The 21,341-nt window shown below is 70.9% G+C and carries 17 protein-coding genes and 1 pseudogene; 10 read left to right on the top strand and 8 right to left on the bottom strand.

The genetic code is table 11. The annotated features are described in order from the left end of the window. From MB828_RS08360 to MB828_RS08340, 5 genes and pseudogenes are all read left to right on the top strand, one after another. A partial coding sequence (locus MB828_RS08360; protein ID WP_301647601.1) for a bifunctional SulP family inorganic anion transporter/carbonic anhydrase occupies positions 1-2,378 on the top strand: 2,378 nt, incomplete at its 5' end. Positions 2,379-2,562: 184 nt separating this feature from the next. Beyond that, complete coding sequence (acs, locus tag MB828_RS08355; RefSeq protein WP_301647600.1) at positions 2,563-4,521, top strand: acetate--CoA ligase; 1,959 nt, start codon at positions 2,563-2,565, stop codon at positions 4,519-4,521. Positions 4,522-4,705: 184 nt separating this feature from the next. Next, positions 4,706-6,181: pseudogene (nhaA, locus tag MB828_RS08350) on the top strand (Na+/H+ antiporter NhaA). A gap of 51 nt (positions 6,182-6,232) precedes the next feature. Then, on the top strand, positions 6,233-6,718 hold the full coding sequence (locus MB828_RS08345; protein ID WP_301647598.1) for a phage holin family protein: 486 nt from the start codon (positions 6,233-6,235) through the stop codon (positions 6,716-6,718). Then, on the top strand, positions 6,715-7,635 hold the full coding sequence (locus MB828_RS08340; protein WP_301647597.1) for an alpha/beta fold hydrolase: 921 nt from the start codon (positions 6,715-6,717) through the stop codon (positions 7,633-7,635). Before MB828_RS08345 ends, MB828_RS08340 begins: the two co-directional genes overlap by 4 nt. 332 nt (positions 7,636-7,967) lie before the next feature. On the opposite strand, the gene MB828_RS08330 is transcribed toward MB828_RS08340, so the two are convergent. The 3 genes from MB828_RS08330 to nth all read right to left on the bottom strand — a co-directional run bounded on the left by MB828_RS08330 (position 7,968) and on the right by nth (position 10,978). After that, on the bottom strand, positions 7,968-9,167 hold the full coding sequence (locus MB828_RS08330) for a MarP family serine protease (RefSeq protein ID WP_301647595.1): 1,200 nt from the start codon (positions 9,165-9,167) through the stop codon (positions 7,968-7,970). A gap of 13 nt (positions 9,168-9,180) precedes the next feature. Further along, on the bottom strand, positions 9,181-9,888 hold the full coding sequence (locus MB828_RS08325) for an NUDIX hydrolase (protein WP_430381349.1): 708 nt from the start codon (positions 9,886-9,888) through the stop codon (positions 9,181-9,183). Positions 9,889-10,006: 118 nt separating this feature from the next. Continuing rightward, positions 10,007-10,978, bottom strand: coding sequence for an endonuclease III (nth, locus tag MB828_RS08320; RefSeq protein ID WP_301647613.1), 972 nt, complete (start codon positions 10,976-10,978; stop codon positions 10,007-10,009). 316 nt (positions 10,979-11,294) lie between these two features. On the opposite strand from nth, the gene MB828_RS08315 reads away from it, so the two are divergent. Further along, on the top strand, positions 11,295-11,969 hold the full coding sequence (locus tag MB828_RS08315; protein ID WP_018547939.1) for a Crp/Fnr family transcriptional regulator: 675 nt from the start codon (positions 11,295-11,297) through the stop codon (positions 11,967-11,969). A 22-nt stretch (positions 11,970-11,991) separates the two neighbouring features. Beyond that, positions 11,992-12,849 carry a nucleotidyltransferase domain-containing protein gene (locus tag MB828_RS08310; RefSeq protein WP_430381348.1) on the top strand — a complete coding sequence of 286 codons (858 nt, stop codon included), beginning with the start codon at positions 11,992-11,994 and terminating at the stop codon, positions 12,847-12,849. A gap of 63 nt (positions 12,850-12,912) precedes the next feature. On the opposite strand, the gene MB828_RS08305 is transcribed toward MB828_RS08310, so the two are convergent. From MB828_RS08305 to MB828_RS08290, 4 genes are all read right to left on the bottom strand, one after another. Next, positions 12,913-13,743 carry an MBL fold metallo-hydrolase gene (locus MB828_RS08305; RefSeq protein ID WP_133023390.1) on the bottom strand — a complete coding sequence of 277 codons (831 nt, stop codon included), beginning with the start codon at positions 13,741-13,743 and terminating at the stop codon, positions 12,913-12,915. Then, complete coding sequence (locus MB828_RS08300; RefSeq protein WP_301647593.1) at positions 13,740-14,702, bottom strand: NUDIX hydrolase; 963 nt, start codon at positions 14,700-14,702, stop codon at positions 13,740-13,742. The genes MB828_RS08305 and MB828_RS08300 overlap by 4 nt, the downstream gene beginning before the upstream one ends. 182 nt (positions 14,703-14,884) lie before the next feature. After that, positions 14,885-15,349 (bottom strand): RidA family protein, encoded by a 465-nt coding sequence (locus MB828_RS08295; RefSeq protein ID WP_133023391.1) that lies wholly within the window; start codon positions 15,347-15,349, stop codon positions 14,885-14,887. After that, positions 15,349-15,507, bottom strand: a complete 159-nt coding sequence (locus MB828_RS08290; RefSeq protein WP_019992579.1) for a DUF4177 domain-containing protein — start codon at positions 15,505-15,507, stop codon at positions 15,349-15,351. The genes MB828_RS08295 and MB828_RS08290 overlap by 1 nt, the downstream gene beginning before the upstream one ends. Before the next feature lie 107 nt (positions 15,508-15,614). On the opposite strand from MB828_RS08290, the gene MB828_RS08285 reads away from it, so the two are divergent. Both MB828_RS08285 and MB828_RS08280 read left to right on the top strand, forming a co-directional pair. Further along, on the top strand, positions 15,615-16,592 hold the full coding sequence (locus MB828_RS08285) for an ArsA family ATPase (protein WP_133023392.1): 978 nt from the start codon (positions 15,615-15,617) through the stop codon (positions 16,590-16,592). Continuing rightward, entirely contained in the window at positions 16,589-18,067 is a 1,479-nt protein-coding gene (locus MB828_RS08280) for an ArsA family ATPase (RefSeq protein ID WP_301647592.1), read from the top strand. The genes MB828_RS08285 and MB828_RS08280 overlap by 4 nt, the downstream gene beginning before the upstream one ends. 27 nt (positions 18,068-18,094) lie before the next feature. Here MB828_RS08280 and wblA read toward each other — a convergent pair whose 3' ends face one another. Continuing rightward, positions 18,095-18,433 carry a transcriptional regulator WblA gene (wblA, locus tag MB828_RS08275; protein ID WP_063777071.1) on the bottom strand — a complete coding sequence of 113 codons (339 nt, stop codon included), beginning with the start codon at positions 18,431-18,433 and terminating at the stop codon, positions 18,095-18,097. A gap of 549 nt (positions 18,434-18,982) precedes the next feature. On the opposite strand from wblA, the gene MB828_RS08270 reads away from it, so the two are divergent. Beyond that, positions 18,983-21,280 (top strand): transglycosylase domain-containing protein, encoded by a 2,298-nt coding sequence (locus MB828_RS08270; RefSeq protein WP_301647591.1) that lies wholly within the window; start codon positions 18,983-18,985, stop codon positions 21,278-21,280. The last annotated feature ends 61 nt before the right edge of the window (positions 21,281-21,341 follow it).

Below are 21,341 nucleotides of genomic sequence, written 5' to 3'. Positions count from 1 at the left end.
CGCCCCCGTCCACACCCCCGCCCCCGTCCCCGCGCCGCCGCCTCCCCGTGGCGAGCGCCGACCTGTCCGCGTCCGTCGCGGTCTTCCTGATCGCCCTGCCGCTGTCCCTCGGCATCGCCCTCGCCACCGGCGCCCCGCTCCAGGCCGGACTGGTGGCGGCGGCCGTCGGCGGCCTGGTGGTCGGGCGGCTCGGTGGCTGCCCGCTCCAGGTCAGCGGCCCCGCCGCCGGGCTGACCGTGGTCACGGCCGATCTGATCCACCGCTACGGCTGGCGGGCGACCTGCGGCATCACCGTGCTCGCCGGACTGGCCCAACTGGGCCTCGGCTGCCTGCGCGTGGCCCGCACCGCACTCGCCGTCAGCCCGGCGGTGGTGCACGGCATGCTGGCCGGCATCGGTGTCACCATCGCCGTCGCCCAGCTGCACATCGTCCTCGGCGGCAACCCGCAGAGCTCGGTCCTGGCCAACGTCCGGGCGCTGCCCGCCCAGTTGGCGAACCTGCATCCGGCCGCCGTGGCGATGAGCGCGCTGACCCTGGCCCTGCTGCTGGGCTGGCCCCGCATCCCCGGGAGACCGGGAGAGCTGCTGCGCAAGGTCCCGGCCGCGCTGGTCGCCGTCACCGGTGCCACCGCCACCGCCGCACTCACCGGACTCACCCTCCCCCGCGTCGACCTGCCCTCCTGGAGCAGCCACGCGCTGGCCGGACTGCCCGAGGGACCGGTGCTCGGCGTCGTCGCGGCCGTGCTCACCACCACGCTGGTGTGCAGCGTGCAGTCGCTGCTGGGCGCCGTCGCCGTGGACAAGCTGGTCGCCGGCCGCCCCGGCGCCCAGTCCCGGGTCGGCCGGTCCGACCTGGACCGGGAGTTGCTGGGACAGGGAGCGGCCAACATCGTCTCCGGGGCGCTCGGCGGGCTGCCGGTCGCCGGGGTCGCGGTGCGCAGTTCGGCGAATGTGCACTCCGGTGCCGTGAGCCGGAACTCCACGATGCTGCACGGCGTTCTCGTAGTAGTCGCCGCGCTGCTGATGGTCCCGGTCCTGGATCTCATCCCGCTCGCCTCACTCGCCGCCCTGGTGATGGCCGTCGGCATCCAGATGGTGTCCCTGCACCACATCCGCACGGTGACCCGCCACCGAGAAGTGCTGGTGTACGCCGTCACCACACTCGGCGTGGTCGCCCTCGGGGTGCTGGAGGGGGTGGTCCTCGGAGTCGCCGTGGCCGTCGCCGTCGCCCTGAACCGCCTCGCCCGCACCCGCATCACGCACGAAGAGAAGGGAGGAGTCCATCACGTACACGTAAGAGGACAGCTGACGTTCCTCGCGGTTCCCCGGCTCAGCAGAGTCCTGCATCTCGTACCCCGAGGCACCCACGCCGTGGTGGAGCTGCACGGCTCGTTCATGGACCACGCGGCGTACGAGTCACTGCGGGACTGGCGCAGGGCCCACACCGCGCAGGGCGGGTCCGCCGAGCTGACCGGCTGCCGGGCGGGCGTCGGCTCACCGGAGTACGGCCACCGGCCGAAGGTCCGCGTACCTCACGGTCCGAGACGCCGGCAGGCCCGGCTCCAGGGCGCCGGACACGAACTCGCCCGCGGGATCAGTGCGTTCCAGCGCGACACCGCGCCCCTCGTGCGGGACGAGCTGGCCCGGCTGGCGCGTGAAGGGCAGCGTCCGTCGCAGCTCTTCCTCACCTGCGCCGACTCCCGGCTCGTCACCTCGATGATCACCTCCAGTGGTCCGGGTGACCTGTTCGTGGTGCGCAACGTCGGCAACCTGGTCCCCCTTCCGGGTGAGGAGAACGGCGACGACTCGGTGGCCGCCGCGATCGAGTACGCGGTGGACGTGCTGAAGGTGCGGTCGATCACGGTGTGCGGGCACTCGGGTTGCGGGGCGATGCAGGCCCTGAGCGAGGCCCCGCAGAACCTGACCGACCCGAGCCCCGCCTCCGACGCCAACCCCAACTCCGGCGCCAGCCCCAACTCCGACTCCAGCCCCCACTCCGGCCCCAGCTTCAACTCCGGCCCCGGCTCGGCCCCCGGCTCCGGGCAGGCGGTGACCCCGCTCTGGCGGTGGTTGCGGCACGGGTTGCCGAGTCTGGCGCGGCTGGCCGACGACAGCCGTCCCCAGGTCCGGCTGGCGGACCGGGCGGCCGTGGACCCGCTGGAGCGGCTCTGCCTGACCAATGTGGTCCAGCAGCTGGAGCATCTGCGGGCCCACGGTTCGGTGGCACGGGCGCTGGACGCCGGCGAACTGGAGCTGCACGGGATGTACTTCCATGTGGGTGACGCGCAGGCGTATCTGCTGGGCCGCTACGAAGGTGAGGATGAGGTGGAGGTGTTCGAGGGGGTGCCGGGCGCGGAGGAGCTGCCCAGCCCGGCCTGAGGTGGGGCCGGCGCGGGCCTGTCGGTCCCGTCCGGGCCGGCTCGGGCGACCGGGGTGCGCCCTCCCCGCCCCCACAGGTCTAAACCAATATTCCGACGGCCCTTGTCACCGGCCCCCCAGGTCTGATGAGCTGTGTGGCCTGGGACACAACGGACACGGGGACACCCTGCGAAAGGGAGATGTCGTGAGCAACGAAAGCCTGGCCAACCTCTTGAGGGAGGAGCGACGCTTCGCGCCGCCCGCTGACCTGGCCGCGAACGCCAATGTCAGGGCCGAGGCGTACGAGGAGGCCAAGGCTGACAGGCTCGGCTTCTGGGCCACGCAGGCCCGTCGGCTGACCTGGGCCAAGGAGCCGACCGAGACACTGGACTGGTCGAACCCGCCGTTCGCGAAATGGTTCAAGGACGGCGAGCTCAACGTCGCGTACAACTGCGTGGACCGGCACGTGGAGGCCGGCAACGGCGACCGGGTCGCCATCCACTTCGAGGGCGAGCCGGGCGACAGCCGCGCGATCACCTACGCCGAGCTGAAGGACGAGGTGTCCAGGGCCGCCAACGCCCTGCTGGAGCTGGGGGTCCAGGCCGGGGACCGGGTCGCGATCTACATGCCGATGATTCCGGAGACGGCGGTCGCGATGCTCGCCTGCGCCCGGATCGGCGCCGCGCACTCGGTCGTCTTCGGCGGCTTCTCGGCGGACGCGCTCGCCACCCGTATCCAGGACGCGGACGCACGGGTCGTCATCACCTCCGACGGCGGCTACCGGCGTGGCAAGCCGTCCGCGCTCAAGCCCGCCGTGGACGAGGCGGTCGCCAAGGCCGGCAACGTGGAGCACGTGCTGGTGGTCCGCCGTACCGGGCAGGAAGTGGCCTGGGACGACACGCGGGACGTGTGGTGGCACGAGGTCGTCGACCGGCAGCCGGCCGAGCACACGCCCGAGGCCTTCGGCGCCGAGCACCCGCTGTTTATCCTCTACACGTCCGGGACCACGGGTAAGCCGAAGGGCATCCTGCACACCTCGGGCGGCTACCTCACCCAGACGTCGTACACGCACTGGGCGGTCTTCGACCTCAAGCCGGAGACCGACGTGTACTGGTGCACGGCCGACGTCGGCTGGGTCACCGGCCACTCCTACATCGTCTACGGGCCGCTCGCCAACGGCGCCACGCAGGTGATGTACGAGGGCACCCCGGACACCCCGCACCAGGGCCGGTTCTGGGAGATCGTGCAGAAGTACGGGGTGACGATCCTGTACACGGCGCCGACCGCGATCCGCACGTTCATGAAGTGGGGCGACGACATCCCCGCGAAGTTCGACCTGTCCTCCCTGCGGGTCCTCGGCTCCGTCGGTGAGCCCATCAACCCCGAGGCCTGGATCTGGTACCGCAAGCACATCGGCGCCGACCGCACCCCGATCGTGGACACCTGGTGGCAGACCGAGACCGGCGCGATGATGATCACGCCGCTGCCGGGCGTCACCGCGACCAAGCCCGGTTCCGCGCAGACCCCGCTGCCCGGCATCTCGGCCACCGTCGTGGACGACGAGGCGAACGAGGTGCCCGACGGCGGTGGCGGCTACCTGGTGCTGACCGAGCCGTGGCCGTCGATGCTCCGCACGATCTGGGGCGACGACCAGCGGTTCCTGGACACGTACTGGTCCCGGTTCGAGGGCAGGTACTTCGCCGGTGACGGCGCGAAGAAGGACGACGACGGCGACATCTGGCTGCTCGGCCGGGTGGACGACGTGATGCTGGTCTCCGGGCACAACATCTCCACCACCGAGGTGGAGTCGGCGCTCGTCTCCCACCCGTCGGTCGCCGAGGCCGCCGTGGTGGGCGCGGCGGACGAGACGACGGGGCAGGCGATCGTCGCCTTCGTGATCCTGCGCGGCACCGCGGACGCCGAGGACGAGGGCCTGGTCGGCGAGTTGCGCAACCACGTCGGCGCCACCCTGGGCCCGATCGCCAAGCCGAAGCGGATCCTGCCGGTCCAGGAGCTCCCGAAGACCCGCTCCGGCAAGATCATGCGCCGGCTGCTCCGGGACGTCGCCGAGAACCGCCAGCTCGGTGACGTGACCACGCTGACGGACTCGACCGTCATGGACCTCATCCAGGCGAAGCTCCCCGCGGCACCCAGCGAGGACTGAGCCCCCGCACCCCGGGAGGGCGTCCGGCGCGAAAGGCGCCGGGCGCCCTTTTTGCACCTACCGTGAGATCACCTGGCGACCCCGCGGCACCTTAGGTAAACTAAGCAAAACAGCGTGACCCAAGGTGTGCCGGGAAGTCTGGTCGGCAAGTAGTCCCGTCCTGCCCACCGACCGAAGGCCCCTCGTGTCCGCGCCTCGCACCACCCCCGCCCGCAAGGTCCTCGACCGGCTCTCGCTGCCGGAGCGCACCTTCGTGCTGGACGCGCTGCGGACCGAGACCGTCGGCGGGGTACTGCTCCTGATCGCCGCGATCGCCGCACTGCTCTGGGCGAACATCCCGGCGCTGCACCAGAGCTACGAGACCGTCAGCCATTTCCAGCTGGGCCCCGGCACCTTCGGCCTGCACCTCTCCGTCGCCCACTGGGCCGCCGACGGCCTGCTCGCGATCTTCTTCTTCGTCGCCGGCATCGAGCTCAAGCGGGAGCTGGTCGCCGGTGACCTGCGCGAGCCCAGGGCAGCCGTCCTGCCGGTGGTCGCCGCGCTGTGCGGCATGGCCGTACCGGCGCTCGTCTACACCCTCACCAACCTGGCCGGCGGCGGCTCCACGCAGGGCTGGGCGGTGCCGACGGCCACCGACATCGCGTTCGCGCTGGCCGTGCTCGCGGTCATCGGGACCTCCCTGCCGAGCGCGCTGCGCGCGTTCCTGCTCACCCTCGCCGTGGTCGACGACCTGTTCGCCATCCTGATCATCGCGGTCTTCTTCACCGAACGGATCGACTTCGCCGCGCTCGGCGGCGCGGTCCTCGGCCTCGCCGTCTTCTGGCTGCTGCTGCGGAAGGGCGTGCGCGGCTGGTACGTGTACGTCCCGCTCGCGCTCGTGATCTGGGCGCTGATGTACAACAGCGGCGTGCACGCGACGATCGCCGGGGTCGCCATGGGCCTGATGCTGCGCTGCACCACCCGCGAGGGTGAGGAGCACTCGCCCGGTGAGCACATCGAGCATGTGGTGCGGCCGCTGTCGGCGGGGCTGGCGGTGCCGCTCTTCGCGCTCTTCAGCGCCGGTGTGACGGTGTCCAAGGGCGAGCTCGCAGACGTGTTCGGCAGGCCCGAGACGCTCGGGGTGGTCCTCGGGCTGGTCGTCGGCAAGACGGTCGGGATCTTCGGCGGCTCCTGGCTGACGGTCCGCTTCACCCGGGCCTCGCTCGGCGAGGACCTCGCCTGGGGCGACGTCTTCGCGGTCGCCTCGCTCGCCGGGATCGGCTTCACCGTGTCGCTGCTGATCGGCGGACTCGCCTTCGAGGGCGACGCCCTCCTCACGGACGAGGTCAAGGCGGCCGTGCTCACCGGATCGCTGATCGCGGCCCTGTGTGCCACCGTGCTGCTGAAGATACGCAACGCCCGCTACCGCCGGCTGGTCGAGGCCGAGCAGCGGGACGAGGACCGCGACGGCATCCCGGACGTCTACGAACAGGACGACCCGGCCTACCACCTGCGGATGGCCGAGATCTACGACCGCAAGGCCGCCGAACACCGCCGGATCGCCGCCGAGAAGGCAGCCGGGAAAGCCACCCGGTAGCCGCTTTCCCGGCCGTGCCGAAGGTACGACGCGCTTGCCGAAGTACCGGGCGGGGCAGGCGAGCAGGGCGGCCGTCCGGCATGATCTGACGAGACGGTACAAAAGACGATGACAAGTACGCAGAGGGAGACCGCGATGAGCGCACCCGACGGCAGCCCGGTCGGTGCCGAACGCAGCATCGGCCAGTTGTTCGCCTCGGCCACGGCCGAGATGTCGGCGCTGGTGCACGACGAGATCGCGCTGGCCAAGGCCCAGCTGAAGCAGGACGTCAAGAAGGGCGCGACGAGCGGTGGCGCGTTCTCCGCGGCCGGCGTGCTGCTGCTGTTCTCCCTGCCGATGCTCAACTTCGCACTGGCGTACGGCATTCGGACCTGGAGCCACTGGAATCTCGCGATCTGCTTCCTGCTCTCCTTCGCGGCGAACGTCCTGGTGGCCGCCGCCCTCGCGCTGATCGGCGTGGTGTTCGCGAAGAAGGCCAAGAAGAGCCAGGGCCCGCAGAAGGTGGCCGCCTCGATGAAGGAGACGGCGGGCGTGCTGCAGAACGCCAAGCCGCACCCCCGCCCGGAGCTCCCCCGGGACGACGTGCCGGCCATCGAGGCTGTGGGACGCTCGACCTCATGACGGATCCCGCACCCTCGGCCATCCGGCCGGAGGGCCCCTGGACGCACCGGGACGTCGCCGCGAACGGCGCCCGCTTCCACATCGCCGAGCTCGGCGACGGCCCGCTGGTCATGCTGGTGCACGGCTTCCCGCAGTTCTGGTGGGCCTGGCGACACCAGATGGTCGCACTCGCCGACGCGGGTTTCCGGGCCGTCGCCATGGACCTCAGGGGCGTCGGCGGCAGCGACCGCACCCCGCGCGGCTACGACCCGGCCAACCTCGCCCTCGACATCACCGGCGTGATCCGCTCCCTGGGCGAGCCGGACGCGGCGCTGGTCGGCCACGACCTCGGCGGCTACCTGGCGTGGACGGCGGCGGCGATGCGCCCCAAGCTGGTACGACGGCTCACGGTCGTGTCCATGCCGCACCCGCGGCGCTGGCGCTCCGCGATGCTCCGGGACCGCCGGCAGTCCGCCGCCGCCTCCTACATCTGGGGGTTCCAGCGCCCCTGGATCCCCGAGCGGCAGCTCACCGCCGACGACGGCGCCCTGGTCGGCCGGCTGATCCGGGACTGGTCCGGGCCGCGGCTGCCCGAGGACAAGGCGGTGGAGACGTACCAGCGGGCGATGTGCGTCCCGTCCACCGCGCACTGCTCGATCGAGCCCTACCGCTGGCTGGTGCGGTCGCTGGGCCGCCCGGACGGCATCCAGTTCAACCGCCGGATGAAGCGCCCGGTGCGGGTGCCGACCCTGCACCTGCACGGCTCCCTGGACCCGGTGGCCCGTACCCGCAGCGCGGCCGGATCCGGTGAGTACGTCGAAGCGCCGTACCGCTGGCGGCTGTTCGACGGGCTCGGGCACTTCCCGCACGAGGAGGACCCGGTGGGCTTCTCCACCGAGCTGATCAACTGGCTGAAGGACCCCGAACCCGATCGGTGACCGCGCCGATGCGCCCGGTATCCGGATCTGGACACCTGTTCTACGAACGGCCACATGCCCCGCGCATAGGCCGATTGGGGCGCACGCGGGCGGTTATCGACCTTGGGGCGGGGGCAGACGTCGGGGTATGGGCTGGACGCACGACTACAGTGACGCACCCCGAAACCGCCGTACGACGGGCGGTCTGAACCCTCACCGAGGAGCTGCCCCGCAGCTGCCGGGCACGGACCTCAGGGTGGGTATTCCGCATATCCTGCGCCGCCGGGCCCGCTGGGTCTCGGTACGTCTGCGCCACACCCGCGGCTGATCCCTCCGAGGGCCCCGACGGGGTTCTAGAGGGCGCAGCTGTCGGTGTCCACCTGCTGGTTCGCGGTACGGCCGCGGGCGATGTCCGGCCGGATCTCGTTCGCCGTCAGCGCGTACCCGGTGTCGGCGTCGTCCAGCGACTTCGCGAACACGACCCCGTACACCCGGCCCTCGGGCGTGAGCAGGGGGCCGCCGGAGTTGCCCTGGCGGACGGTCGCGTACAGCGAGTAGACATCGCGGCCGACGGTGCCGCGGTGGTAGATGTCCGGGCCGTTGGCGGTGATACGGCCGCGCACCCGGGCGGCGCGCACGTCGTACGACCCGTTCTCCGGGAAGCCGGCGACGATCGCGCTGTCGCTGGTCTCGGCGTCCTTCGTGGCGAACTTCAGCGCCTTCGCGCGCAGGTTGGGCACGTCCAGTACGGCGATGTCGCGCTGCCAGTCGTAGAGGACCACCTTGGCGTCGTACCTGCGGCCCTCGCCGCCGATCTGGACGGTGGGCTCGTCGACCCCGCCGACCACGTGCGCGTTGGTCATCACGCGGCGGTCGGCGAAGACGAAGCCGGTGCCCTCCAGGATCTTGCCGCAGCTCTGCGCGGTGCCCGTCACCTTGACGATGGACCGCTTCGCCCCGGTGGCCACCGCGCTGTTGGCGAGGGCGGGGTCGGGCGGCGAGACGTCGGTGATGGGCTCGTTGGCGAAGGGGCTGAAGACCTGCGGGAAGCCGTTCTGCGCGAGGACCGCGGAGAAGTCCGCGAACCAGGTGTCGGCCTGGTTGGGCAGTGCTCTGGACACTCCGAGGAGCACCTTGGAGCTGCGGACCTCCTTGCCGAGCGTCGGCAGGGTGGTGCCCGCGAGGGCGGAGCCGATCAGCCAGGCGACGAGCAGCATCGCCACCACGTTGACGAGCGCGCCCCCGGTGGCGTCCAGCGCGCGGGCCGGGGACCAGGTGATGTACCGGCGCAGCTTGTTGCCCAGGTGGGTGGTGAGGGCCTGGCCGACGGAGGCGCAGACGATGACGACGACCACGGCGACCACGGCGGCGGTCGTGCTCACCTCGGCCTTGTCGGTCACCGCGTCCCAGATGACGGGCAGAGTGTAGACGGCGACGAGTCCGCCGCCCAGGAAGCCGATCACCGACAGGATGCCGACCACGAACCCCTGGCGGTAGCCGACGATCGCGAACCACACGGCGGCGACCAGCAACAGGATGTCCAGCACATTCACGGGGATCACCCTGTCATGACCGCCAGTCGAGCGGGACCAGCTTCTCGCGGTCCCAGGCGCGCTCCCATCCCGCGTAGTGCAGCAAGCGGTCGATCACTCCGGCCGTGAACCCCCACACCAAGGTCGATTCGACCAGGAATGCCGGACCTCGGTGGCCGCTGGGGTGTTCCGCGGTGGCCCGGTTGGCCGGATTCGTGAGATCCGCCACGGGGACCCTGAAGACCCGCGCCGTCTCGTTCGGATCGACCACGCCCACCGGGCTCGGTTCGCGCCACCAGCCCAGCACCGGGGTCACCACGAAGTGGCTCACCGGGATGTAGAGCCTCGGCAGCACCCCGAACAGCTGGACGCCGGCCGGATCCAGCCCGGTCTCCTCCTCGGCCTCACGGAGAGCGGCCCGCAGCGGCCCGTCGGCCTTCGGGTCGCCGTCCTCCGGGTCGAGGGCGCCGCCCGGGAACGAGGGCTGCCCGGCGTGCGAGCGCAGCGAACCGGCCCGCTCCATCAGCAGCAGCTCGGGGCCTTCCGGGCCCTCGCCGAAGAGGATCAGGACGGCCGACTGCCGCCCGGTGCCGTTCTCCGGCGGCAGGAAGCGGCTCAGCTGGAGCGGCTTGACCGTCTCGGCGGCCCGCACCACCGGCTCCAGCCAGGCCGGCAGGCCCTCCTTGCTGAGGGCCACGCTCGCGCGCGGCCCGTCGGTGCCTGCCCTGCTGCTGTGTGTCACGGCATCCCCCGTCCTGCCCTGCTCCCCCGGCCTGCCCGTTCCAACGCCCGAAGACTCCTTGATCGTTCCGTCCGTCGCCCCTCAGAAAGTCCCTAGGTCATGTCCCTGGTTCTTTGGGTCATGCCCCCGGTACCGCGCCCAGCGGCGGCGCCGGCCTGCCGCCCGCGTCCAGATACGCCTGCGGGGGCTTGAGTCGCTGGCCGGGGAAGCCGCCCTTCTCGTACTTGAGCAGCTTCTTCGCCTTCTCCGGGTCGGTCTCGCCCTCGCCGTAGGCCGGACAGAGCGGAGCGATCGGGCAGGCACCGCAGGCGGGCTTGCGGGCGTGGCAGATCCGGCGGCCGTGCCAGATCACGTGGTGCGAGAGGTCGGTCCAGTCGGCCTTGGGGAAGAGCGCGCCGACGGCCGCCTCGATCTTGTCGGGCTCGGTCTCCGCGGTCCACCGCCACCGGCGGACCAGGCGCTGGAAGTGCGTGTCCACGGTGATGCCGGGGCGGCCGAACGCGTTGCCGAGCACCACGAAGGCGGTCTTGCGGCCGACGCCGGGCAGCTTGACCAGGTCTTCGAGCCGGCCCGGGACCTCACCGCCGAACTGCTCCACCAGGCCCTTGGAGAGCCCTATCACCGACTTCGTCTTGGCCCGGAAGAACCCGCACGGCCGGAGGATCTCCTCGACCTCCTCCGGGTTGGCGGCGGCCAGGTCCTCGGGGGTGGGGTACCTGGCGAAGAGCGTCGGGGTGGTCTGGTTGACCCTGAGGTCGGTGGTCTGGGCCGACAGCACCGTGGCGACCAGGAGCTGGAAGGGGTTCTCGAAGTCCAGCTCGGGGTGGGCGTACGGATACACCTCGGCGAGCTCGCGGTTGATCCGCCGGGCGCGGCGGACGAGCGCGGTGTGCGACTCGGCCTTCCCGGGGACGCGCGGCGCCTCGGTCTTCTCCACCGCGGCCTTCTTAGCCACGGTCTTCACGGCGGCCTTCTTAGCCGCGGTCTTCACGGCGGTCTTCTTCGCCGCGGCCTTCTTCGCCGGGACGCTTTTCGCCGGGGCCTGTTCCACCGCCGCCTTCTTCACGGCTTTTGCCGGTTTTTTCGAAATTTTCGGTTCGCTGAGGGCGGCATCGGACCCTTGTTCGCCGACAGCGGAATCACGACGTACAGCCACCCACCCAGCCCCTTGTCCTGTGTTCTCACCGGCGATTTGGACACCCGGCCAGCCTAAAGCCCGACACCGACATGTGCCCCGGACCCGGAAGATCAGCCCCCGATTGGACCCCTGCCGCTTACCTCGGGACACCGGTGCGGCATCCTTGTGACAGATCACACTGTTTGGACGGTCCGGCAAAATGGGGAGCACGGTCCCCTGGTACCACGGGGAGCAAGATCCCCTGAGCAGGTCGACAAGGAGAGAACTCGTGGACGACGTTCTGCGGCGCAACCCGCTCTTCGCGGCGCTCGATGACGAGCAGTCCGCGGAGCTGCGTGCCTCCATGAGTGAGGTGACCCTCGCCCGAGGTGACTCCCTGTTCCACGAGGGCGACCCGGGCGACCGGCTGTACGTCGTCACCGAGGGCAAGGTAAAGCTCCACCGCACCTCCCCCGACGGCCGCGAGAACATGCTCGCCGTCGTCGGCCCCGGCGAGCTGATCGGCGAGCTGTCGCTGTTCGACCCGGGCCCGCGGACGGCGACCGCCACCGCGCTCACCGAGGTCAAGCTGCTCGGCCTCGGCCACGGCGACCTCCAGCCCTGGCTGAACGCCCGCCCCGAGGTGGCCACCGCCCTGCTGCGTGCGGTCGCCCGTCGGCTGCGCAAGACCAACGACGCCATGTCCGACCTGGTCTTCTCCGATGTGCCGGGCCGTGTCGCGCGCGCCCTGCTGGACCTCTCCCGCCGCTTCGGCGTGCAGTCCGAGGAGGGCATCCACGTCGTCCACGACCTCACGCAGGAGGAGCTGGCCCAGTTGGTCGGCGCGTCCCGCGAGACCGTGAACAAGGCGCTGGCCGACTTCGCCCAGCGCGGCTGGCTGCGCCTGGAGGCGCGGGCCGTGATCCTGCTGGACGTCGAGCGACTGGCCAAGCGGTCCCGCTGAACCGAGCCCGAACCCACGCCACATGACTCAGGGTCCCGCCTCCGTGAGACGGGAGGACCCTGAGTCATGCCGCGGGCTCGACTCCCTGGACTTCATCGAGCGCGAGGGCTCGCACGCGCGCGTGGGGCCCGTCTTCCGTCCCGTCGTCACCGCCGCTCGTGACCGGCTCCTGGAGGCCTTCGGGGCGCGGCTGGACAGCGCGTACCTCTACGGTTCGATCCCCCGCGGCACCGCGCGCGTGGGCCGCAGCGACCTGGACCTGGTGGCCGTCCTGCGCGAGGAGCCGGCCGACGCCGACCGGGACACGACCCGCGCCCTGGGCCGGGCCCTGGACGAGGTGTTCCCCGAGATCGACGGGGTTGGGACCCTGCTCTTCTCCCGCGCGCGGGTGCTCAGCGAGCTGGAGCGGTACGACATCGGCTGGTTCGTCGCCTGTCAGTGCACCCCGCTGCTCGGGGAGGACCTCGCCGAGTTCCTGCCCCGCTACCGCCCCGACTCCCTGCTCGCCCGCGAGACCAACGGCGACCTGGCGCGGCTCCTGCCGCGCTGGCGGAACAGGATCGCGGCCGCCGAGGGCACCGAGGAGGCCCTGCGGCCCCTGGTGCGCTTCATGTCACGGCACCTGGTCCGCACCGGCTTCACCCTCGTCATGCCCCGCTGGAACGGCTGGACGAGTGACCTTCGGGAGATGGCCGAGGCGTTCGCCGGCTACTACCCCGACCGGGGCGAACAGCTGCGCCGGGCGGCCGAGTCGGGATACGAGCCGGTCGGTGACGGGGCGGTCCTGCGGTCGTACGTGGACGACCTCGGCCCCTGGCTCGCGGACGAGTACGCGCGCGTGCACGGCGTGAAGACCCCGAGGCCGCCCGGCTGGGACTGACCTTGGGGGCCGCCACGACCGCCGGGGCCACCGGGATCGTCGGCGGCCTTGGCCGGTGGTCGGTCAGATCAGCCCGTGTTCGCTGAGGTACTCCAGCTGGGCCCGTACCGACAGTTCCGCCGCGGGCCACAGGGAGCGGTCCACGTCGGCGTAGACGTGGGCGACGACCTCGGCGGGGCCGCGGTGGCCGTTCTCGACCGCCGTCTCCACCTGGGCGAGCCGGTGGGCGCGGTGGGCCAGGTAGAACTCCACGGCGCCCTGGGCGTCCTCCAGGACCGGGCCGTGGCCCGGCAGGACGGTGTGCACGCCGTCGTCGACCGTCAGCGAGCGCAGCCGCCGCAGCGAGTCCAGGTAGTCGCCCAGGCGGCCGTCCGGGTGCGCCACCACCGTCGTACCGCGTCCCAGGACCGTGTCGCCGGTGAGGACCGCGCGGTCGGCCGGGAGGTGGAAGCAGAGCGAGTCGGCGGTGTGGCCGGGGGTGGGGACGACCCGCAGCTCCAGTCCGCCGGTCGTGATCACGTCACCGGCGGCGAGGCCCTCGTCGCCGAGGCGGAGCGCGGGGTCGAGGGCACGCACGCGCGTGCCGGTCAGTTCCGCGAAGCGCACGGCGCCCTCGGCGTGGTCCGGGTGGCCGTGGGTGAGCAGGGTGAGGGCGACGCGCTTGCCGGCCTTCTCCGCGGTGTCCACGACCGCGCGCAGGTGGTCCTCGTCCAGGGGACCCGGGTCGATCACCACGGCCAGGTCGGAGTCGGGCTCGGCGACTATCCAGGTGTTGGTGCCGTCCAGGGTCATCACGGAGGCGTTGGGCGCCAGCACGTTGACGGCCCGCGCGGTGGCCGGCCCCGAGAGGACCGCGTCCCGCGGCTGGCCGGGCAGGGCTGCTGCGTTCGTCATGCGGGGCCTCCGGCGATGGGTCCTGCGACGGGTCCTGGGACAGGTCCCGGGACAGGTCCCGTGATGGGTCCCGTGATGGGTCCTGCGATGGGTTCCGCCGCGGGGGCGGTCGCTATGTGCTTGGTGAACTCGTCGTGGCCCGGCCAGGTCAGGACGATCTCGCCGTCCTGGAGACGGGCCCGGGCCAGGACCGGCGTCATGTCCCGTGCGGGGGCCACCGCGAGCGTCTCGGCGGCGGTGGCGTACGGCGTGAGCTGGCGCAGGGTCGCGATGGTGGGCGGCATCATCAGCAGTTCGCCCCGGTCGTAGCCGGCGGCGGCCGCCGTGGGGCGGATCCAGACCGTACGGTCGGCCTCCGTGGAGGCGTTGCGGGTGCGCTGGCCCGCGGGCAGGGCGGCGACGAAGAACCAGGTGTCGTAGCGGCGGGTCTCGAACTCCGGGGTGATCCAGCGCGTCCAGGCGCCCAGCAGGTCCGAGCGCAGGACCAGGCCCCGCCGGTCCAGGAACTCCGCGAAGGACAGCTCACGGGCGACCAGGGCGGCGCGGTCGGCCTCCCAGTCGTCGCCGGTGGTGTCTCCGACGACCTGGTCGGGGGCCGGGCCCGCGAGCAGGACGCCCGCCTCCTCGTAGGTCTCCCGTACGGCCGCGCAGACGATCGCCTGGGCGCCCGCCTCGTCGACCCCCAGCCGCTCGGCCCACCACGCGCGCGTGGGGCCCGCCCAGCGGACCTGGTGGTCGTCGTCGCGCGGGTCGACACCGCCGCCCGGATACGCGTACGCGCCTCCGGCGAAGGCCATGGAGGCGCGTCTGCGCAGCATGTGGACGACAGGACCGTCCGGAGTGTCCTTCAGGAGCAGCACGGTCGCCGCGCGCTTCGGCGGCACCGGTACGAGGGTGCCCTCCGTGTGTGCGCGGATGCGGTCCGGCCACTCCGGGGGATACCACTGTCCATCGGCCATTACCGGAGGCTATCCCCTGGTGCGCGAATGTTCGAGGGGTGGCCTGTGGCGTTCCCGTCACGGCTCACGGCTCGCAGATCACCGCTCAGGGCCCAGCGCTCACCGCTCAGTGCTCACTGCTCCTTGGTCACCGCTCCGCGCTCACCGCTTCGTGGTCACCGCTCAGTGCTCACCGAAGTGGCTTACGGCGTCAGCTCGACCTGGACCTCGACCTCGACCGGCGCGTCCAGCGGCAGCACCGCGACGCCGACCGCGCTGCGCGCGTGCACGCCCTTGACGCCGAGCACCTCGCCGAGCAGTTCGCTGGCACCGTTGATGACACCCGGCTGCCCGGTGAAGTCGGCGGCGGAGGCGACGAAGCCGACGACCTTCACCACGCGCGCGATCCGGTCCAGGTCGTCGACGACGGACTTCACGGCGGCCAGGGCGTTCAGCGCGCAGGTGCGGGCGAGTTCCTTGGCCTCCTCCGCGGTGACCTCGGCACCCACCTTGCCGGTGACCGGGAGCTTGCCGTCGACCATCGGCAGCTGGCCGGAGGTGTAGACGTACGCGCCCGAGCGCACGGCCGGCTGGTAGGCGGCGAGCGGCGGGACGACCGCGGGCAGCGTGAGTCCGAGTTCGGCCAGCCTGGCCTCCACGGCGCTCATCAGGGCTTCTCCCGCTTCAGGTAGGCCACGAGCTGTTCGGGGTTGTTGGGCCCGGGCACGACCTGGACGAGCTCCCAGCCGTCCTCGCCCCAGGTGTCCAGAATCTGCTTCGTGGCATGGACGAGCAGCGGCACGGTTGCGTATTCCCACTTGGTCATGCGGCCGACTTTATCCGCTGGCGAGCACGGGGCAGACGTACGACCGTGAGCAGCGTTATCCACAGCCTCCCGCGTGAGTGTCCGGCCGACTGGTTAGGCTCGAAGACGTGAGCAGGCTCCAGGTCGTCAGCGGCAAGGGCGGGACCGGAAAGACGACGGTCGCCGCCGCACTCGCGCTGGCCCTCGCGACCGAGGGGAAGCGGACGCTTCTCGTGGAGGTCGAGGGCCGGCAGGGCATCGCCCAGCTCTTCGAGACGGAGGCGTTGCCCTATGAGGAGCGGAAGATCGCGGTCGCGCCGGGAGGCGGTGAGGTGCACGCGCTCGCCATCGATCCCGAACTGGCCCTTCTGGACTACCTCCAGATGTTCTACAAGCTCGGCGGGGCGGGGCGGGCGCTGAAGAAGCTGGGCGCGATCGACTTCGCGACCACCGTCGCGCCCGGTCTGCGGGACGTCCTCCTGACCGGCAAGGCGTGCGAGGCGGTGCGCCGGAAGGACAAGGCAGGGCGGTTCATCTACGACTACGTGGTGATGGACGCCCCGCCGACGGGCCGCATCACCCGCTTCCTGAACGTCAACGACGAGGTGGCCGGGCTGGCCAAGATCGGCCCTATACACAATCAGGCGCAGGCCGTCATGCGGGTGCTGAAGTCCAAGGAGACGGCTGTGCACCTGGTCACACTCCTCGAGGAGATGCCGGTCCAGGAGACCGCCGACGGCATCGCCGAACTGCGGGCCGCGCGGCTGCCGGTGGGCCGGGTCATCGTGAACATGGTCCGGCCCGAGGTGTTGGACGCCGCCGACCTGGAACTCGTACGCACCGTGCCGCGCACCGCCGTGGCGCAGGCGCTGTCGGGTGCCGGGCTCGGCGGGGCACGGCGCGGCGGCAAGGCCGGGCAGCTGGTGGACCCGCTGCTGGCGCAAGCCGCCGAGTACGCCGAGCGGTACGCGCTGGAACACGAGCAGCGGGCGGTGCTGGCCGAGCTGGACCTGCCCCGGCACGAACTGCCGCTGCTCGCCGAGGGGATGGACCTGGCGGGCCTGTACGAACTCGCCACCGAGCTGCGGGAACAGGGGATGTCATGACTCCGGATCCGGACCCGGCACAGGACCCGACCCGGGACTCGGCACAGGCGCCGGTCCAGGAGCCGGCCCAGGACGGCACGCGCCGGCTGGCGCACGCGCCCGTGCTGGACGTCGACCCGCTGCTGGACGACCCGACGACCCGGATCGTGGTGTGCTGCGGCTCGGGCGGGGTCGGCAAGACGACCACCGCGGCGGCGCTGGGGCTGCGGGCGGCCGAGCGGGGCCGCAAGGTGGTGGTGCTGACCATCGACCCGGCCAAGCGGCTGGCCCAGTCCATGGGCATCGACTCGCTCGACAACGTGCCGCGGCGGGTGAAGGGCACCGACGGCGACGGCGAACTGCACGCCATGATGCTGGACATGAAGCGCACCTTCGACGAGGTCGTGGAGGCGCACGCGGACGCCGAGCGGGCGGCCGCCATCCTCGCCAACCCGTTCTACCAGTCGCTCTCGGCGGGTTTCGCGGGCACGCAGGAGTACATGGCGATGGAGAAGCTGGGCCAGCTGCGGGCCCGGGACGAGTGGGACCTGATCGTCGTGGACACCCCGCCCTCCCGCTCCGCGCTGGACTTCCTGGACGCGCCGAAGCGGCTCGGCTCCTTCCTGGACGGCCGGCTGATCCGGCTGCTGACCGCACCGGCCAAGCTGGGCGGCCGCGCGGGCATGGCCTTCCTGAACGTGGGGATGTCGATGATGACCGGCACGCTGGGCAAGCTGCTCGGCGGGCAGCTGCTGAAGGACGTGCAGACGTTCGTGGCCGCGATGGACACGACGTTCGGCGGGTTCCGTACGCGCGCGGACGCGACGTACAAGCTGCTCCAGGCGCCCGGTACGGCGTTCCTGGTGGTGGCGGCCCCGGAGCGGGACGCGCTGCGCGAGGCCGCGTACTTCGTGGAGCGGCTCGCCGCGGAGGACATGCCGCTGGTCGGTCTGGTCCTCAACCGTGTCCACGGCAGCGGCGCCGACCGGCTGTCCGCCGAGCGTGCGATCGCCGCCGCGGAGAATCTCGAGGTCGCGGATCACGAGACCGCGGATCACGAGGCCGCGGATCACGAGGCCGCGGAAAATCTTGAGGAGTCCCGCATTGTGGATCAGGGGGGAGGGAAAGCTGGACTTCGTAACTCTCCCGACACGTACGGCAGTTCTGAACCACCCGCGCCCGCGCCGTCCGAGTCCCGGCCCGACGAATCCCCCTCGTCAGGGCCTGCGGACATGACTGACGAATCCCCCTCGTCATCGTCATCGCCGGAAAACCCGGACCGCACCGTCGACCAGCTCACCGCAGGCCTGCTGAGGCTGCACGCCGAGCGCATGCAGTTGCTCTCCCGCGAGCAGCGCACACGTGACCGCTTCACCGCGCGCCACCCCGAGGTGGCCATGGTGGAGGTGGCCGCGTTGCCCGGCGACGTGCACGACCTCGCGGGACTGCGGGACATCGGCGACCGGCTCGCGGCCGGCCGGCCGGAGCTGCCGTAGACCTGTCCGGTCCGGTTCACCTCACGGCTAGCTCACGGCCGCGTAGTTCTCGTACACCTCGTCGTTGTCGAGGGGGACGATCCCGGTCCCCCGCTCGTACTCCGAGCGCGCTGTCTCCAGGAGCCTGCGCCAGGAGGTGACGGTGGGCCGCCTGCGCAGCAGTGCGCGACGCTCCCGCTCCGTCATGCCTCCCCACACGCCGAACTCGACGCGATTGTCCAGCGCATCGGCCAGGCATTCAGTGCGTACCGGGCATCCGGTGCACACCGCCTTGGCCCTGTTCTGCGCTGCTCCCTGAACGAACAGTTCATCCGGATCGGTAGTGCGGCAGGCAGCCTGCGCACTCCAGTCGGTTACCCAGCCCATACCGGCGCCGTCCTCTCCCGAATCGAGGCTCCCCCACGGCGGCAGCGGCATATTCACCGCCGCCAGTTGAGGACGTTACGGAAGGTGGGCACAGCGCAACACCCCCTTCGGGCCCAATCTTGAATGGCCCGAACGGACTATGGGTAAGCGGCAGATCACCCGCGGGAGTGAGCTGACGACATGCAGGATGATCCCGGCAAAGCGGGGCAGCCGTGGTGCGCCACAACGGACGCCGGGTGACACACGAGGCGGATTCGGACACACCATCAACACATAGCCCGAAAAAAAGTGGGCAGGTTCCGGAACGATTCGGGGTCGCCGGACGTATTGATACGTGGCCGCACTGCTGTGACAGTTGAGAGCAGCTTAGGCCAAGGCCTGTACGCGTGTCCGGCGAATGGCAAGGTAGACCGTTCATGTCGTCGTGCCGTGCGCCGCGTCATGCCCAGTGCGTCGGGCCTGGTCCCGTATGTCACGATCCGGCACTCGAACATCCCGAGAGCAGCCCGCTCACCCGGAACGCTCATCGCTACGGATTAGGCTGCCCCCATGCCAAACAAGCGCTCCGGCGGTGGTCTGTCGGCCACGCAGCAGGCCGCCAAGTTCCTCGGTGTCAGCGTGCTCGCGGGAGCCGTGATGGCGGGCATCGCGCTGCCCGCGGCCGGCGCCCTGGGTCTCGCGGCCAAGGGTTCGGTCCAGGGCTTCGACGAGATCCCGGCCAACCTGAAGAGCCCGCAGCTCAGTCAGCGCACGAGGATCCTCGACAGCAAGGGCAACCAGATCGCCCAGGTCTACTCCCGTGACCGCACGGTGGTGGAGCTCAAAGACATCTCGCCGTACATGCAGAAGGCGATCGTCGCGATCGAGGACTCGCGCTACTACCAGCACGGCGCCATCGACCTGAAGGGCGTGCTGCGCGCGCTGAACAAGAACGCGCAGAGCGGCGGCGTCGCCCAGGGCGCGTCCACGCTCACCCAGCAGCTGGTGAAGAACTACTTCATCGAGGAGGCCGGCGACGACCCGACCAAGGTCGCCGAGGCCACCCAGCAGACCCTGGGCCGCAAGGTCAAGGAGCTGAAGTACGCGATCCAGCTGGAGGAGAAGCTCGGCAAGAAGAAGATCCTCGAGAACTACCTGAACATCACCTTCTTCGGCGAGCAGGCCTACGGCGTCGAGGCCGCCTCCCAGCGCTACTTCTCCAAGCACGCCAAGGACCTGAACCTGGAGCAGTCGGCCCTGCTGGCGGGCATCGTCCAGTCGCCGAGCCGCTACGACCCGGTCAACGACGAGGCCGAGGCCACCAAGCGGCGCAACACAGTGCTGGAGCGCATGGCACAGCTCGGCGACATCTCCCAGGCGGAGGCCGACAAGGCCAAGGAAGCACCGCTCGGCCTGCATGTCACCCAGCCCAAGAACGGCTGCATCACCGCCACCAAGGGTGCCGGGTTCTTCTGCAAGTACGTCGAGAACGTCTTCCTCACCGACCCGACCTTCGGCAAGACCCGGGAGGCGCGCGCCAAGCTCTGGAACCAGGGCGGTCTGACCATCCGTACGACGCTGGACCCGCAGGCCCAGGACTCGGTGCAGGCCTCGATCAAGGACCACGTCTACAAGTCGGACTCGGTCGCGGCCGCCGCCACCCTGGTGGAGCCCGGCAGCGGCAAGATCCTGGCGATGGGCCAGTCGAAGCCGTACGGCTACAACAAGAACGAGACCGAGTACAACTTCTCGGTCGACCGGGACTTCGGCGGCTCCAACTACGGTTTCCCGACGGGTTCGACGTTCAAGCCGTTCGTGGCCGCGGCCGCCATCGAGGGCGGCAAGCCGGCGACGCAGGAGTACTCGTCGCCGTACAAGATGAACTACCCGAGCCCGGTGCAGCAGTGCGACGGCAAGCAGTGGGTCAACACGACGGGTGAGCAGGTCGAGAACGAGAACGAGTCCGAGGTCGGGCCGTACCAGATGAAGAAGGCGATGGCGAAGTCCATCAACACCTACTTCGTCCAGCTGATCTCCGACATCGGTCTGTGTCCGGTGGCCAAGATGACCGACTCGCTCCATGTCCACGAGGGCGACGGCTCGAAGCTCCCGCAGACCCCGGCCATCGCCCTCGGCGCGATCGGCCTCTCCCCGCTGACCATGGCGAGCGCGTACGCCGCCTTCGCCGACCGGGGCATGTACTGCACGCCGGTCGCCATCGAGTCCATCACCCAGAAGGTCGGCAACGAGCAGAAGTCGCTGGCCGTGCCCAAGTCGACCTGCTCGCGCGCGATGAGCGAGAAGACCGCCGACACCATCAACACCCTGCTGCGCGGTGTGGTCGACTCCGGTACCGGTCAGCAGGCCGGCCTCGACGACCGTGAGAGCGCGGGCAAGACGGGTACGACGGACGCCCGCAAGAACGCCTGGTTCGTCGGCTACACGCCGAACCTCGCGGGCGCGGTCTGGGTCGGCAGCGCCAAGCAGAACGTCGAGATGACCAACATCACCATCGGCGGCGTCTACCACTCCGAGGTCTTCGGCGCCGACACCCCGGGCCCCATCTGGAAGGACGCCATGACGGGCGCCCTGGAGGGCAAGGCGGACGAGTCCTTCAACCTCATCGACATCCCGGATGAGGGTGATAAGGGAAAAGGCGACAACACCGGCACCGGGGACGGCACCAACGGTGACACCGGTGGCCTGATCGGCGGCCTCATCGGCGGCCTGACCGACGGCGGCACGAACGACGGCGGCACGACGGACGGCGGCACCACCCCGACCCCGACGTTCTCCTTCCCCGACGGCTTCATCCAGGGCAACGGGAACGGCGGCAACGGCAACGGCAACGGCGGCCGCCGGGGCTGACGGGCGCCGTGGGCCGACGGGCTTCCGGACCTCCGGGCCTCCGGGCTTCTGGTCCTCCGCG

It is taken from the genome of Streptomyces arenae (assembly GCF_022343545.1).
In the GTDB taxonomy this organism is placed as follows: Bacteria; Actinomycetota; Actinomycetes; order Streptomycetales; family Streptomycetaceae; genus Streptomyces; species Streptomyces humi.
This window is presented reverse-complemented; position numbering and strand designations above follow the sequence as displayed.

Coding starts and splice junctions, on each gene's coding strand:
- MB828_RS08345 (WP_301647598.1), top strand. CDS start 6,233: ATGAGCGCACCCGACGGCAGCCCGGTCGGTGCCGAACGCAGCATCGGC.
- MB828_RS08340 (WP_301647597.1), top strand. CDS start 6,715: ATGACGGATCCCGCACCCTCGGCCATCCGGCCGGAGGGCCCCTGGACG.
- MB828_RS08310 (WP_430381348.1), top strand. CDS start 11,992: ATGACTCAGGGTCCCGCCTCCGTGAGACGGGAGGACCCTGAGTCATGC.
- MB828_RS08305 (WP_133023390.1), bottom strand. CDS start 13,743: ATGACGAACGCAGCAGCCCTGCCCGGCCAGCCGCGGGACGCGGTCCTC.
- MB828_RS08300 (WP_301647593.1), bottom strand. CDS start 14,702: ATGGCCGATGGACAGTGGTATCCCCCGGAGTGGCCGGACCGCATCCGC.
- MB828_RS08295 (WP_133023391.1), bottom strand. CDS start 15,349: ATGAGCGCCGTGGAGGCCAGGCTGGCCGAACTCGGACTCACGCTGCCC.
- MB828_RS08290 (WP_019992579.1), bottom strand. CDS start 15,507: ATGACCAAGTGGGAATACGCAACCGTGCCGCTGCTCGTCCATGCCACG.
- MB828_RS08280 (WP_301647592.1), top strand. CDS start 16,589: ATGACTCCGGATCCGGACCCGGCACAGGACCCGACCCGGGACTCGGCA.
- wblA (WP_063777071.1), bottom strand. CDS start 18,433: ATGGGCTGGGTAACCGACTGGAGTGCGCAGGCTGCCTGCCGCACTACC.
- MB828_RS08270 (WP_301647591.1), top strand. CDS start 18,983: ATGCCAAACAAGCGCTCCGGCGGTGGTCTGTCGGCCACGCAGCAGGCC.